Source organism: Myroides sp. TSA_177.3 (genome assembly GCF_052691955.1).
Genome location: NZ_JBQZGD010000014.1, coordinates 24,027 through 38,986, shown reverse-complemented (window position 1 = coordinate 38,986; position 14,960 = coordinate 24,027). Strand labels below are relative to the sequence as shown.

The following is a 14,960-nucleotide window of genomic DNA, read 5'->3' as shown; positions in this document are numbered from 1 at the left end:
GAATAAAACTAGGAATGAATAAAAAAGTTAATCTGTTGTTTCCAAGAAGTATTGCCCATTTATGGGCAAACTTCTTTTTTATTTAAAATAAGAAATCAACAGATGAATAGGGAAATATGATTTCAAAGACGCAGTTGAATGATTGTACAAGTAAAGGAGGAGCCAGAGAACGTATTGGTTTATAAAGCTTGTTTGTCAAAAATATCAGCTGTGACACCTATTGTGTATAAAAATCAGTTAATATAAAACCCGTGAAAAAACAAGTAATAAAAACAAGCATAAGTCTTTTGACTTTAAGTGTTTGTTCGTCGCTACATGCCCAACAAAATCCTGTATATACACAATATATGTACAATCCAACCATCATAAACCCAGCGTATGCTGCGAGTAAAGAATCCATGAGTTTTTTCGGTTTATATCGAAATCAATGGGTAGGAATTGATGGTGCACCTAAAACGGCAAATGTTGGTTTTACTACACCATTAAATAATCCAAAATTAGGATTAGGTGTCAATTTTGTCAACGATCACATTGGAGCATTAGACGAGAATAGTATTTCTTTTGATTTGGCGTATACTCTTGATGTCGATGCACAGTATAAATTAGCCTTGGGATTAAAAGGAACAGCGAATCTATTGAGTATGTCGTACTCTAAATTGAATATTTACGATCAAACAATGCCATTTGCTTATGAAGATGTGAAAAATAAGTTTAGCCCCAATATCGGAGCCGGAGCTTATTTGTATTCTGATGAAGCCTATTTAGGTTTGTCTGTACCAAAAATATTTAAAGTAGACTATTATGATGATATAAAAAGAAGAACAATGCGTCAACAACCTCTATTTTATCTGATGGGAGGATATGTTTTTGATTTAGGTTCTGATTGGTTGCTTAAGCCTGCTTTTTTATCTAAAATAGGAAGTGGTAAACCTTCAGTAGATCTCACTGCAAATTTTTTATTTCAAGAGAAATTTACAATTGGAACGGCCTATCGTTGGAATGCTGGTATCAGTGCTTTGACTGGTTTTCAAATTGATGAAAATTGGTTTCTGGGTTATGCGTATGATTTTGATACCACAAAACTAAATCAATATAATGCAGGGACGCATGAAATTTTTATGCGTTTCGATTGGATGGGAAGTTTTAAATCGAAAAGAAAAAATAGATTCTTTTAAGGTAGAAATTTACAATAGTAGGAAGTAGATAAAGAAGGGGGAGTAAACAGATAAAAGAAGAAGGTAAACGGAATCATTTTCATGAAGTGAAAAAAGCTATACGGTTTAGAAGATAATAAAAAAGATATGCTTGATTGGCTTTAGTATTTACGCATAAACGTAAGATTAAATAACAAAACAAAAAGCATACGAAATAACGCTAAGCAAGTGTTTAAAATCACAATGGAAAGTTAGGTTCTGTTTTGAACGAAATACAAGAATAATGTTGCGTGTATACCATACACGGTATACAGAAGTATTTTAAAAATATCAGTAATGCATCTTGTGTTTGCCTACCACCTTTAAATCTACAGTATACTATGAAGGAAGAAATTATACAAAAAAGAGAAGGAATTATCTCTTCGACTGAAGTCTTAACTAGATTAAAAATTTTATTAGGGGTGCGATCAGCTAAAGAATTAGCTCACATCTTTAATTTGAAACCCAATACAATTTCTTCTTGGAAAAAGAGAAATACGTTATGTTATGCCAAGGTAATTGAAATCTGTAATAAACATGAAATTGATCTCAATGAATTGTTTTATACGGCGTATCAAAATATTGCCATCAATAAAAGTTATGCGCAAGTGCCCATTATTTACCTGGATGATTATCTAGAGTATTATTTGAATTCACACGTGAAACAAAAGAAAATGAAGCACATATACTTACCTAAAAATGTCAATTTTGATATTGTGATTCAGATGTATATCAATTCGGTAGAACGTATGCAAGCAGAATTAATGTATGTGTTTTGTAAGAAGGTAGACGTATCTAGTCTAGTAGTAGGTGAAGACTATATCCTTTTAGTTAAAAATAAAGGTTTTCAGAAATATAGTGTTATTGCTTATGATATTGAGGGACAAAGGCTACAATTATGCCGAGATATGAATGAAAAAATGTGGTTAAACACAAAAGAAATAACTGAATGTTTTCAATGCATGAATAGCATGCCTTGTTAAAGTAAAAAGAAGAACATTGTTCTTCTTTTTTTTTGCTTATACACCAAATCATATAATTGTATTCTAAAATAAAAGAAGAAAAAGATGGGGATAGTGTATTGATTAAAAGAGAGAGAAGCTAAAGTATAGATACCTACGGTCCTTTTTACTTCTTTTCTTGTTGTTATAAAGCGATAGTTTCACCTTAAGTCTATTGATGTTGTGGCTATGGTAAAGGTTTGTTTCATAAAAAAAGAAAAATAGGTTACAAGTCCATTTTTTTACGATTTCATTGTCCATTTTTTTAAAAAAAATGCATTTCTCTTGCTTGATTATAGCGATTTAAAGTGAAAAAAATAGAAGGACTATAAGTTTCTATTTTGTTGTAAATGAATGGTTTATTTGGTTTTTTGTTGTGGAATAATGATGTTTTTACAAAAAGCAAAAAGATATATTCAAATTTACTTTGATGTTTTTACACTTTTGTTAATTTTTTTTGAATAGTGGTGATTTCTTTGCCTCAGAAAATGAATAGAACAAAAACAGAAATTTTAATATATGAAGAGAATTATCTTTTTCGCCTTTTTATTAGGCACCAGTTTTGCAACAAAAGCACAGGTAGGTATTGGTACACCAACACCAGCAAATTCAACAATGTTAGATGTAGAAGCAGCGGATAAAGGGATTTTAATCCCAAGAGTTAAGTTAACTGCTGTAGAAGAGTTTTCTCCTATTGAGGGAACTAAAATAGAAAGTTTACTGGTATACAATGTTGGGGCGAATTTACCTACAGGATTTTATTTCTGGAAAGGAGAAAAATGGAATCAAATTATTGATCAAGAGAACTTAGAAATTTCGATTAATACCATTATTAATGGGAATGGGAGTGATTTAGGTGAAATTAAAAGAGTAGTAGATGTTTTAGTTCCAACGAATCCAAAAAGTAGTGATAAAGACTTGAGTCAAGCTGCCCTTGTTATTGATCCTACAGACAGTAAAATCTACAGTATTAGCTATGATGCAACGACGGATGGCTATATACGTACTGAAGTGCAATTACAAGCAAGTGTTCAAGAATTTGAAACACGTACGTTTTTCAAAAAAGCAGAAGTTACAGCGGATGGTCAAACACCAACTTTTGTTGAAACAAATGAGCTTCCTGATTTTTCTACGGCAAAAAAAGGAGAAGTATTCTATCAGTATTTAGGAGAGGATAATCGAATTGATTATTTAAACCTTACAGCGGATGTAACGAACATCATTGAAAACAATGAGAATATCAAAAATGAAATCACTAACATTTTAAATAAAGGTGGAAATGTTTATTTCACGAAGGAAGCTATTGGAAATGTTCCAGCAAATAGTGTGTACTATGTGGATCCTGAAACAGATGAGAAAGTAGTGATTGATTTAACAGAAACTGTAATTAACTCAATTATTGAAAATACTCAAATTATTAAGGAAGAAGTAGGAAACAAAATTGTAACGGGTAAAGTAATTAAGACAGGAAATACGGTAGATGAGAAAGCTGTATTTATCTATAAAACGACAAGTACTATTACAGGTGCAAAAACAAATGGTGTAGCTTTTGGCACAAATTTACCTGAAGGTGTAACCACTCTAGATCGTATTTTAAACATTCAAGTATTTAAAGGAACAACCTTGATTACAAGTGCTGTGACAGATGTCGTGATCCAATCGGCTAATCGAAAAGTAGAGTTCAATTTAGGAAATGGAAAAATGTATACGCCGGTAACTGATGGCGAATATGAAGTAATCTTAGAATTTACTGCTAATTAGTTATTTATCTTATTCAGGTGGGGCAAACTCACCTGAATAATTTATCATACTTAAAATTCAATAGGTTACTGTTAATAAAAAGGCGAAAGTGTAATGATATAGAACTATGATGAACAGCAATTTTTTACAAGCCCCTCGGACAATTCATTCTTCAAAAGAAATCTTAACCAAGTTAAAAGTAGTGTTAGGAGTGAAATCAGCCAAAGAGTTAGCGGCTATTTTCAACGTAAAACCCAATACAATTTCTTCTTGGAAAAAAAGGAATACGTTGTGTTATACCAAATTAATCCACGTATGTAATCAATATGATATAGATTTAAATGAATTATTTCTAGCGAATTATCCCAATAAAACCATAGAAAAAAGCTATATCAAGCTACCAATTATTTATATCGATGATTATTTGGAATACTATTTGAGTATAGAGGGGAAACAACAAAAACTCAAACAAATTTACTACCCTAAACAGGTCTGTTTTGATATTATTATTCAGCTGTATGCGACAATACAAGAATATAAAGAATCACACTTAGTTTATGCATTTTGTAAAAAAGTTGATTTTACTGCTATTGAAATAGCGAAAACTTATGTGCTTTTGTTAGCAGGTAAAGGTTTCCAATGCTATAAAATAGTAGAAGTAAATCAGCGTGAAAAAGTACTTTACTTACAAAAAGAGACAGAAGAAGTTACAGTGATAAAGGAACAAGAAATCCTTGAAATTTTTCAATGGATGAAGTATTTGCCTTGTTAATCTGGTAGTGGTATAGAAAGAGGATAGAAGTGTTTTTGCTAGAGTTAATGCTAGTTTCATTAAGTAAAACGTTATAAAATAAGAACAGTAAAAACTATGGAATTATTAAAGTACATTTTAATTTCCATTCCTATGATTTCATCTATGACATGTGGAATTATTCTAATGGTTGTTTTTTACAAAAACCTTTCTGTTACAGAAATACCAATTTTAAAGACATTAGGCGGATATTACTTGGCGCTAATTGCACTGTGGATTACCGATAATCTTACGCAAAAGTTATTGGGTAGTCGCATTTTTTTGCTGCCCGTATTATCGTTGTTAATCACCTTGTCTCAAGTGTGCTTTTATCATTTTATCTGTTATATCATTCCCGTAAAAAAGAAGTTTAATTATTTGCAGTACCAAATGATTTTTGTCGTATTTGTTTTGTCATACGCTTTTATTTACGCCCTATTTCAAGCCAAAGGATATCAGGAGTTGGACGTTCAAACGTTTTGTATTCAATATTTAAGTATTTATATAACCTTAAATACAGGAGTTTACACGCTATTGTGCTGGAGGAGAGTATACCGATACCATCAAGCAAAAAATAAACGAAAAATTCAAATCAAAAGATTGAATTGGATTCATTTGATTTTGGTATTGAAATCCATATTCACACTGCTATTTAGTTTGAAAAGCTATAGTGTTATCGTACAAGCAATAACCGTTTTTGTTCTTTCTTTTCAACATATCATATTGACATTTAATATGTTGTTAGAAAAGAATCGAGTGAAAATTCCAATTGCATATAAAACCAATGTCTTACTATCTTCTGGACAAATTGTAGCTGTAGATCAAATGGGAACTCTAGCGAATGATGTATTGGAAGCAACCTTTATCAATTCAAATACACGAACAGAAAACCTATTAACCCAAAGCGATATTGTAAATTATTTTACCAAGGATAAACCTTATATCAAGAAAGATTTTCGCCTAGATACGCTAGTTAGTCATTTTGGAGTAAACAGAACCTATGTTTCTAAGTTTATCAATGTAACCTACAATTGCAATGTCAGTCAGTTTATTAATTGTTGGCGATTGAAAGAAGTAGAACACCTACAAGCAACAAGCAAAGAAAATAATATGGAAGAGTTAGTCGTTCAGGCCGGATTCTCAGATTATCGACATTATTTACGAGCTGTACATAGTGCAGAAAAACGCCAACAGCATTAATTTACTTAGTATGGATTACGAATATCTTTTTTTAGGAGTTTCTTTCTCGTCTTCAATATTTTCAGCTCTTTTTTGCTTTGCGCTATTGGCACTTAAATTGGTGGAAAATACAACAGAACCCTTAGTGAAAAAAACAACGATTGTTTTGTTGTTATTCTATATTATCTGTATCTTTTTTTACAGCACCACTTTTTTTGAGGTATTTCATTTTTTTGACCTACCCTGTTTTAAAGGAGTTAATTTCTTAACTGCTTTGCTAATGCCTACGTTGTTTTATCATCTGATTTTTATCTTAACAAGATTGAAAAAAGAAGAACATTTTAAGTATATCCATTATGCAATAAGTCTATCCTTGAGCGTTGCTTTTTATTTTTACCATGCAACGGGATTTGAATTGCGTATGGAGAACCTTTACTTAAATAAACGTGTTTTTTCCTTTTTATTGCTAAATGAGGATAGCATTACAGCGACTGTTTTTAATTTAATTTACTTGTTATTATCCTTATATCGCTTATTGAAATACCGAAAGAATATTGCCGATTATTCTTCTGATGAAGAACGGGATTCTCTTTTTTGGCTTTATCCTATTTTTATTATTGGATTTCTGCTATTTCCAGGCTCGATTGTACTATATCTATTTCCTCAAATTCAAAGTAATCTCATCGTTGGACAGCTAATTCCCAATTTTTTATTTATGTTTTTTAATATTAGTCTCTGCTATAATTTGTTCTGTGAAAACTTTGTTCAGATAACAGAAGATATTCTGGAAGAGGAGGAGAAAGTAAATCACGATGAATGCAAAAAAATCAAAGAATTAGCCATCGACAAACAAAAATTTGAAAAGTATATACAAGAGACTAAACCATTTTTAAACCCACAACTTAAAATTACAGATCTATTAAGTGATTTAATGACAAATAGGAGCTATTTATCTCAGTTTATCAATGCAACGTACAAGAAGAATTTTTCTCAATACATCAACCAGTGTAGATATAATGAATACCTCAGATTAAAAGCAATGCCAAATCCAGAACCGCATACAGAAGCAGATCTTATACTCATAAGTGGCTTTAGAAGTTACGAAAGCTTCAAAAGAACGGAAGATGCAGTTTGTAGAACAAAGCATAAATAATCAAGTTTTAGTACGTGATAAAAACGAATAGAAAGCCGAAAAAGGCTTTGAATCAATTGAAATACAAGTGATCATTTTCTTAGCCTTTTTGTTTGTTGTCAATCAAAAAAAGTAAGAGCAATTTATAAAACCATGATGAAAAAAAATCGTTTACCTCGTTTGATACTTCTTAGTGTATTACTCAGTACAAGCGTAGGAAAGTCCCAAAATAATGTTTTTTATAATAATGGAATATTACAAGTGAAGAGTAAAACTATTATGAGTTCGTATGCTGACTTCACCAATCAAAGACAAGGACAACTCGTTAATGATGGAGTAACCTATTATTTTGGTAATTTTACTAATGACGGGAGTTTTACCTACACCAAAAAATTAGATACGGGTGAAGTACAATTCGTGAGTAAAAAACAACAAAATACCATTATTGCTGGTAATAAGGCCGTAGACCTTCATAAGGTTACCTTTGACATGCAGCAACATAAAAACTACTTTGATCTGAAGGCAAACCTAGATATTTGGGGAGAAGTGGATTTTAAAGATGGAATAATTAAGGTAGATTCTTTAGTTAATTCAACAACGAAACAACCTGCAGGATTAGTTAGTTTTATGCCAAAATCAAAACATAAAAACAGCAATACTACGAGTTTTGTGGATGGGATGGTAGAAAAAGTTGGAGCAGATCCCTTTATTTTCCCTATTGGCAATAAGGAACACTATCGACCAGCGAGTATAAGTGCACCTAAAAATAACAAAGATGTTGTACTATCTAACTATATATATCAAGATTCATCATTCTTTGAAGCACATCAAGCACACGTGCCAGAAATTAAACAAGTGAATACACAAGAGTATTGGAAGCTTGAAAAAGCTAAAAATAGTCAAACTAGTTTCATGTTGACCCTGAGTTGGGATGAGAACACAACGTTGCCAGAGGTGCTAGAAAATCCAGAACAAGACTTACATATTGTACATTGGAATTCAGCTCAAAAGCAATGGGAAGATTTAGGGGGTATTGTGGATATGGCAAACAAAACAATCACAACTCCTGCAAACATCTCGAATTTTGGCTATTTTACTTTGGCGAGTGTGCAAGAAAATCAGCCAGGAGATGATGATGTGATTATGTACAATTATGTCAACGCAAATGGAGGAGATCTGAATGATTATTTTATCATTAAAAATATCAATCTATACCCTCAGAATTCGGTTCAAATATTCAATCGATGGGGAGCAAAGGTATATGAAACGAAGAATTATGATAGCCAGGACAATGTGTTTAGAGGTCGTCAAACACGAGGAGGAAAATTACCTGCAGGAACGTATTACTATTTAATAACCTATAAAAAAGAAACGAAGAATACGAGTTATACCGTTAAAAAAACAGGATATCTTCACCTAGACAGTAAGTAAAAGAAGCTATATAGGTGGATTAAAAATAAAAATTGCTAGGGCGTCCTTTAGGGGCGCCTTTTTTTAATAATAAAACTGGTAGGACTAAACTGTATCTAGTGGCTGGACAGAGAAAAATTCGCATTGCATCTTGTCAACGCGTAAAAGAGATGGTTTCTCTCCAGAAAAACAAAGGACCAATGACTGCTTTCATAGACTTTCTTTATGCTTAAATAAGTTATTTCTTTATAAAAGTACTTTGAAAAGCACGGAAAAAGGGTATTTTTGTTTCTACAATTATTAAAAAGAGTATTATGTCAACGATAGAAAGAACAAAGTGTTTAATTATTGGATCAGGACCTGCAGGATATACCGCTGCAATTTATGCCGCAAGAGCTAATATGGCACCTATTTTATACCAAGGATTACAACCAGGAGGGCAATTAACAACAACGAATGATGTGGAGAATTTCCCTGGATATCCAGAAGGTGTAACAGGACCTGAAATGATGCTACAATTAGAAGCTCAAGCTAAACGCTTTGGAACAGATGTGAGAGATGGATGGGTAACAAAGGTTGATTTAAGCGGTGCTGTTAAAAAAGTTTGGGTAAATGAAACAACAGAAGTACACGCAGATACTGTAATTATTTCTACTGGAGCAACTGCAAAATACTTAGGATTGCCATCTGAACAACACTACCTAAACCTAGGTGGGGGAGTTTCTGCTTGTGCAGTTTGTGATGGTTTCTTCTACAGAAACCAAGAGGTTGTAATCGTAGGAGCAGGTGACTCTGCTTGTGAAGAAGCACATTACTTATCGAAACTTTGTAAGAAAGTAACGATGTTGGTACGCAGTGATAACTTTAGAGCATCTAAAATTATGGAAGATCGCGTACGCAACACAGAAAATATCGAAATCTTAATGAATACAAGTACAGTTGAGGTATTAGGAGATGGGAATGTAGTAACGGGAATCAAAGTGAAAAACAATGAAACTGGAGTAGAATCAGACATCCCAGCTACTGGATTCTTCGTTGCAATTGGACATAAACCCAATACAGATATCTTCAAAGGTCAATTGACAATGGATGAAACAGGGTATTTAATTACAACAGGTAAAACGAGTGCAACTAATATTGAAGGAGTTTTTGCTTGTGGAGATGTACAAGATAAAGACTACAGACAAGCAATTACAGCTGCAGGATCTGGATGTATTGCTGCTTTAGATGCTGAACGTTATTTAGCTTCTCAAGAATAAGAATAAATACAAGAGGAAATATACCAAAAGCGTTTTTCTTCTACTATATAAGTTATATAATAAATTAGGGATAAGGCTGTTGCGTCTTATCCCTTTTTTTATGTTATTATTTTTATGCCTTTATTAGAATTTTATAGAGTCCATCCTAAGATATTTTTATCTTTGTACTTTAAAATCTCGACATGCTTTTATTAAAAAATATTTCGTTTAGTTATACCGCCAATTATACCGTTATAGACGCCATTGATTTAGTTATTGAAAAAGGAAAACACGTAGCCTTGCTAGGTGAAAGTGGATGTGGAAAAAGTACATTGTTAAAACTAATCTACGGATTACACGATTTAGATCAAGGGGAAATATTCTGGAAAGATAACCAAGTATTAGGACCAGCCTATAATCTTGTACCAGGTATGGACAATATGCGCTACCTAGCTCAAGATTTTGACCTAATGCCACACACTAGTGTAGCAGAGAATATTGGAAAGTATCTTTCGAATTTTAACTTAGAAAAAAAGAAAGCAAAAATTGCTGAATTATTAGAGTTAATCGAAATGACAGCATTTGCCGATGTAAAAGTGAAACTTTTAAGTGGTGGTCAACAACAACGTGTGGCAATTGCTAGAGCCCTTGCAGTAGCTCCTGAAGTATTGCTGTTAGATGAACCTTTTAGCCATATTGATTACGCGAGAAGAAGTGTGTTACGTCGTAAGATTTTTGCATATTTAAAAGAAAATAATATCACCTGTATTGTAGCTACACATGATAGTATGGATGTGTTGAGTTTTGCAGATGAAACTATTGTGCTCAAAGAAGGTCGAGTAGTGGATTATGGCGATACCCAAGATTTATATGAATACCCTTCAGATAAATATGTAGCAACCCTATTTGGCGAAGTTAATGAATTGTATATTTCTGATTTTACGCCAGATACCTTAGAAGATGAAGTATTGCTCATCTATCCACATCAATTGATGATCTCTAAACAGAAAGGAGTACTAGAAGTTGAAGTACAACAAGCCTATTTTAATGGAGACGGTTACTTAGTATGCGCAAACTTTAAAAATAATAGAACGTTGTATTTTAATCACCCTGTTGATGTACAAGCAGGAACGAAAGTGAAATTAGCCTTAAAAAAATACCAATAGCTTATTAGAGACGGGAAATTGGAGAGGAGAAAAGGGCAATTTGATTATGTTGATTGAGTTGATCGAATAAGAGCGGAAAATATAAAACATAAAAGCGAAAGATTTTATCTTTCGCTTTTATGTTTTATTATCTCGTTCCTATCTCCAAAACAAAATTATTTCTGAATTAAATCTAGAACCTTTATCCCTAATACAATGCCGTGATTTGTTTTTCTATCAGAAAAAGAGGTGAAATAATCAATTCGGAAAGGCCTAAATTTCTTAAATCCAAAGTTATTTAAACCAATACTAAACTCCTTATAGGTCGGTTGATCTGGTGTTTGGAGTAAGTGAAATCCAACAATAAACGAATATCTCGTCTTGTTTAAAAGCGGTATTTTATTTAATAGATAGCCACGAAAATCGTGTTCTAAGTGAAATTCAACATAGGACTTATTCGTACTATAGGAATAGTAGGGCAGTAAGTTGAATTGTTTATTGTAAATAGGCGTTGAACCAATAAAGGTTTGGTTTCCATTGAAATGCTTGTAATCCGTAAAGGGAATCTGATTCTGTTCAAAGAACTGACCAATGGAGATTCCGGTATACAACTCTCCAATATTGCCAATATTATTCTGATATTTCGTAGCAATAGAACCAAAGGTATAGCTGAAATTTCGGTCCGTTGTATTCAGTGCTTTTTCTAGGTGAATCTCTAAAATAGGATACTTCGATTGTTGTATATACTGTTTTTTATTGGGATAACTAATGGTCTTTTGATCAAATACCACTTGTACATTGACGTGAAGTTTAGCAACCCCATTCGGTTTGAAGGTTGGGCTATCAAAATCAGAAGGATTCAACGGGTTGTTTGAGGTAAAATCCAACGTGGGTACAAACGGAGGGTTTTGAATGTTGTTGTACAAATTATCTCGATAGGCATATTCTAATCGACCATCAAATTTGAAATTAGTCCAGGCATACTGGCTGTAATGCAAAGCGATGAATTTCTTTTGAAAATATTTCGCATAGTTCTTTCCAAACCAAGCAGAAGCAAAAGAGTTGATGGGTTTTTTAATCGGATCATCCTGATTAAATTGCTCAATCGCTTCACCTGCTTCTAATCGAAGGGTACGATAATTTTGTTGATTGAAAACATGAGAAGCATAACCAGAAAATCGAAACTTATTCTCACTAAAACCATAGCTGACATTTACCCCGTAAGACGTTGCCGCATTATCAGCACGCAATTTGGTATAATCAATCCCTGAGGTGATATTAAATCCCTGTACCGCATTAAAAGCAAAGGTTGAAAGTAAACCGTGGTAACTATAAGTGCTGTTTTTGTACGAGTTGACGTATTTGTAGCCTTTAATTAATTTGAAAATCGTAAAATTATTTGTGCGCTTGTCAATAGAATCCAAAATAACTTTGGTATTATCTGTTAAGAAAATAGACTTCTGATCAAAGTATTTCTTTTCACTTTCAAGTAAGTGAAAAGGACGAACAGCCGCTAGTTTATCTTCCGCATTGGCGTTGTAATTGGCGGTAAAAGTCAAGTACTCATTGGTCTTATTTTCCATTAAATGAGCGGGTTTTTCCGTGTAATTCGTAAAACTACTCTCAAATTTACCGATGAAGTCAAAAACAATAAATCGACCATCAAAAACCAACGTTTGAGCTGCTTTTACATGGGCATCCAAGGTTGGAGAATAGGTATAGGTCTGTTTAATCTGTAAGTTGTTGATATTTTTTGCATTGACGTTATTCCCTTGCATTTTAGCATAGAAAGACAAAACCTGCCAATTCTTGCTTGTAAATTCGATGTACCCTTCCATAATAGGCTCTCGATCGCGCTTGGGCGTAAAATATACGCGATAAATGGTATCGTCACCAACTTGATCTTCCGAAATAATATCAAAGAAATAATACGTATTCGCGTAGGGAAGTAGCGGTGAAACAACATTGATTCGCTTGGAAGTTTCTGAACTAAAAATATTAAAATCATTATCGGTTCCCGTTAAGAATAATAAATCCTTCGCATTCCCACTTTCCTGAAGGGCATGCACTGTTTCCTTACTGATGATTTTATTGCGATAATCCAAGTCAGAATTAATCTCGCTGAGGTAAATGAAATTACCTGCTTGCTCACTATCAATATCCAAAGCAGGATCCAAATCCTTGCGTTTTTGACCTAAATAAGAAGAACGTTGGGTATTGAGTTGTAAATCACCTTTCGCATAATAGGATACTTGATAGTTGTTGGTTCGTTCTTTGAAATGGTCATAGACCAATGAAAGCAAATAGGAAGCATAGACATCCTGTTGATCCGTATATAAAATATTGCGTTTATCTAGTGGAGTGAGCGGAATGATCAAAGAATCTGTTTGGTTCTTATATTTGATTCGCTCGTTTTCATAGCCCTCTTTCTGAATAAAAATGGGCTGCTTAGAATCCCAATTAATTGTAAAATAACCAGCTTCATCTGTACGGGTTTGGTGAACCGTTCCAGGAATAAAAACCAAACACTGCGCCAGTGGTGCCTCTTGTTCATTGGTTATTCTTCCCGTAATAGTTTGTCCATAACACCAATTGCCTAATAGAAAGACTAAAAGGGAAACAGAAGATAAAACAAGTTGTATTACATTTTTATACATTAATCCTGAAAAGCATGAAGGGCTAGTGTGTAACTTTTTAAACCAAATCCAAGAATCACTCCTTGGCAGTGAGCCGCTAATTTAGACGTATGACGAAACTCTTCACGGGCATGGGTATTGGAAATATGTACTTCAATGACAGGAGTATCAATCGCCGCAATAGCATCTCCTAAAGCAATAGAAGTATGTGTATAAGCGCCTGCATTAAAAACAATACCCGCATAGGTAAAACCAACTTCGTGTAATTTATCAATTAATACACCTTCAATATTGGATTGAAAATAATCCAATTCAACAGCGGGAAACTCACGTTGTAATTGCTCAAAATAAGCCTCAAAACTCGTGTTTCCATAAATAGTTGGCTCGCGTTTACCTAATAAATTTAGATTGGGCCCATTGAGTATTAGAATTTTCATGCTTTCAATTTAGTGGAACAGTAGAACAAAGATATTTAATATTCAGGTTGATTAAACAAATGAAAGACGAATATTTAATCAAGAGGGGATTTCAGTTTCCTCTCATTTTGAGGCTCTTAAATTTTTTAAGGATTCATAAAAGAGATTTTTGCCTGAATTAACTAAATATTAACTATTTGTCGCAACGGAATAACTGATTGATTTACAATATCATGTTAATTTTTTAAATTTACAATGTTTCTTTAATGTTATATTTTTATTAAATAAACGCCTTATTGTGGCGGGATGCCTTAATTTCGTACTCAGTTAATAGAAAAAAATTAATGAATATGAAAAAATTAGTACTATCGTTAGTAGCTGTTGCTGCTTTTGGATTCACAGCTAACGCTCAAGAAAAAGAAAAACCAACGTATGGTTTCCAAGAAGGAAATTTCATGATTGAAGGAAGTTTTCAAATTTCTGACCGCGTTGTTAAAGATTCAGATTCTGGTGACAAACAAAAAATGACACATTATAAATTTAATCCTAAGATTGGATACTTCTTATCTGATAAAGTAGCTGTTGGAGCTTCTTTAGGATTTGGAAAAGGGTTTTTAGAATCTGATGTGTTAGCAGATGACGTTACTGGAACAACATTATTCGCTGGTGCATTTGCTCGTTACTACTTCTTAGAATTAGGGAACCGTTTCAAAACGTATGCTGAAGTTGGAGTAGGATACCAAGAAAATAAAGTTTCTGATGCTAAATACAAAGAAACAGGAATTGCTGCAGGAATTGATTTAGGATTCAACTATTTCGTTACGGAGAAATTAGCTGTTACTTTTGCTTTAGGTAATGTATTTAGCTATAGCAATTATGATGTAAAAGTGGATGGAGTTAAAGAAGGAAGTATTTCTAACACAGACGCTAACTTAAACGTTTTCAATAACTTCTTTGATAACGCTACATTCGGATTAGTATACAAATTCTAATCGCAGAACGGTAAATAATAGAATACAAGAAAGAGCTTCAGTTTTGAAGCTCTTTTTTTTATCTTTGAATGAAACGAATCAAGAGAAA

At 33.0% G+C, this 14,960-nt stretch carries 12 protein-coding genes; 10 read left to right on the top strand and 2 right to left on the bottom strand.

Annotation, left to right across the window (positions count from 1 at the left end; all coding sequences use genetic code 11):
• Positions 1–251: 251 nt before the first annotated feature.
• From ACUTSE_RS12960 to ACUTSE_RS12920, 9 genes are all read left to right on the top strand, one after another.
• Positions 252–1,175, top strand: a complete 924-nt coding sequence (locus tag ACUTSE_RS12960) for a PorP/SprF family type IX secretion system membrane protein (protein WP_445640521.1) — start codon at positions 252–254, stop codon at positions 1,173–1,175.
• A 359-nt stretch (positions 1,176–1,534) separates the two neighbouring features.
• Complete coding sequence (locus ACUTSE_RS12955; protein WP_445640520.1) at positions 1,535–2,176, top strand: helix-turn-helix domain-containing protein; 642 nt, start codon at positions 1,535–1,537, stop codon at positions 2,174–2,176.
• A gap of 537 nt (positions 2,177–2,713) precedes the next feature.
• Positions 2,714–3,955 (top strand): hypothetical protein, encoded by a 1,242-nt coding sequence (locus ACUTSE_RS12950; RefSeq protein WP_445640519.1) that lies wholly within the window; start codon positions 2,714–2,716, stop codon positions 3,953–3,955.
• Between the two features lie 106 nt (positions 3,956–4,061).
• The gene (locus ACUTSE_RS12945) at positions 4,062–4,706 is read left to right on the top strand and encodes a helix-turn-helix domain-containing protein (protein WP_445640518.1); all 645 of its coding nucleotides are present in this window, start codon (positions 4,062–4,064) and stop codon (positions 4,704–4,706) included.
• Between the two features lie 96 nt (positions 4,707–4,802).
• A complete protein-coding gene (locus tag ACUTSE_RS12940; protein ID WP_445640517.1) occupies positions 4,803–5,924 on the top strand; it encodes an AraC family transcriptional regulator in 1,122 nt (373 codons plus the stop codon).
• 10 nt (positions 5,925–5,934) lie between these two features.
• Positions 5,935–7,056 (top strand): hypothetical protein, encoded by a 1,122-nt coding sequence (locus ACUTSE_RS12935; protein ID WP_445640516.1) that lies wholly within the window; start codon positions 5,935–5,937, stop codon positions 7,054–7,056.
• A gap of 132 nt (positions 7,057–7,188) precedes the next feature.
• The gene (locus tag ACUTSE_RS12930) at positions 7,189–8,466 is read left to right on the top strand and encodes a gliding motility-associated C-terminal domain-containing protein (RefSeq protein ID WP_445640515.1); all 1,278 of its coding nucleotides are present in this window, start codon (positions 7,189–7,191) and stop codon (positions 8,464–8,466) included.
• 293 nt (positions 8,467–8,759) lie between these two features.
• On the top strand, positions 8,760–9,704 hold the full coding sequence (gene trxB, locus ACUTSE_RS12925; protein WP_445640514.1) for a thioredoxin-disulfide reductase: 945 nt from the start codon (positions 8,760–8,762) through the stop codon (positions 9,702–9,704).
• Between the two features lie 182 nt (positions 9,705–9,886).
• Positions 9,887–10,849 (top strand): ABC transporter ATP-binding protein, encoded by a 963-nt coding sequence (locus tag ACUTSE_RS12920; RefSeq protein ID WP_002990869.1) that lies wholly within the window; start codon positions 9,887–9,889, stop codon positions 10,847–10,849.
• Between the two features lie 155 nt (positions 10,850–11,004).
• Here the strand turns inward: ACUTSE_RS12920 and ACUTSE_RS12915 are convergent, their stop codons facing one another.
• Positions 11,005–13,485: a DUF5686 family protein gene (locus ACUTSE_RS12915; protein WP_445640513.1), complete on the bottom strand. Its 2,481-nt coding sequence runs from the start codon at positions 13,483–13,485 to the stop codon at positions 11,005–11,007.
• Positions 13,485–13,901, bottom strand: coding sequence for a type II 3-dehydroquinate dehydratase (gene aroQ / locus ACUTSE_RS12910; RefSeq protein ID WP_445640512.1), 417 nt, complete (start codon positions 13,899–13,901; stop codon positions 13,485–13,487). Before aroQ ends, ACUTSE_RS12915 begins: the two co-directional genes overlap by 1 nt.
• A gap of 329 nt (positions 13,902–14,230) precedes the next feature.
• Here aroQ and ACUTSE_RS12905 point away from each other — a divergent pair, with 329 nt between their 5' ends.
• On the top strand, positions 14,231–14,872 hold the full coding sequence (locus tag ACUTSE_RS12905; protein ID WP_445640511.1) for an outer membrane beta-barrel protein: 642 nt from the start codon (positions 14,231–14,233) through the stop codon (positions 14,870–14,872).
• The last annotated feature ends 88 nt before the right edge of the window (positions 14,873–14,960 follow it).

What these genes read in the sequence shown, in the direction of transcription:
- ACUTSE_RS12955 (WP_445640520.1), top strand. Translation starts at nt 1,535, where the DNA reads ATGAAGGAAGAAATTATACAAAAAAGAGAAGGAATTATCTCTTCGACT.
- ACUTSE_RS12950 (WP_445640519.1), top strand. Translation starts at nt 2,714, where the DNA reads ATGAAGAGAATTATCTTTTTCGCCTTTTTATTAGGCACCAGTTTTGCA.
- ACUTSE_RS12945 (WP_445640518.1), top strand. Translation starts at nt 4,062, where the DNA reads ATGATGAACAGCAATTTTTTACAAGCCCCTCGGACAATTCATTCTTCA.
- ACUTSE_RS12940 (WP_445640517.1), top strand. Translation starts at nt 4,803, where the DNA reads ATGGAATTATTAAAGTACATTTTAATTTCCATTCCTATGATTTCATCT.
- ACUTSE_RS12935 (WP_445640516.1), top strand. Translation starts at nt 5,935, where the DNA reads ATGGATTACGAATATCTTTTTTTAGGAGTTTCTTTCTCGTCTTCAATA.
- ACUTSE_RS12930 (WP_445640515.1), top strand. Translation starts at nt 7,189, where the DNA reads ATGATGAAAAAAAATCGTTTACCTCGTTTGATACTTCTTAGTGTATTA.
- trxB (WP_445640514.1), top strand. Translation starts at nt 8,760, where the DNA reads ATGTCAACGATAGAAAGAACAAAGTGTTTAATTATTGGATCAGGACCT.
- ACUTSE_RS12920 (WP_002990869.1), top strand. Translation starts at nt 9,887, where the DNA reads ATGCTTTTATTAAAAAATATTTCGTTTAGTTATACCGCCAATTATACC.
- ACUTSE_RS12915 (WP_445640513.1), bottom strand. Translation starts at nt 13,485, where the DNA reads ATGTATAAAAATGTAATACAACTTGTTTTATCTTCTGTTTCCCTTTTA.
- aroQ (WP_445640512.1), bottom strand. Translation starts at nt 13,901, where the DNA reads ATGAAAATTCTAATACTCAATGGGCCCAATCTAAATTTATTAGGTAAA.
- ACUTSE_RS12905 (WP_445640511.1), top strand. Translation starts at nt 14,231, where the DNA reads ATGAAAAAATTAGTACTATCGTTAGTAGCTGTTGCTGCTTTTGGATTC.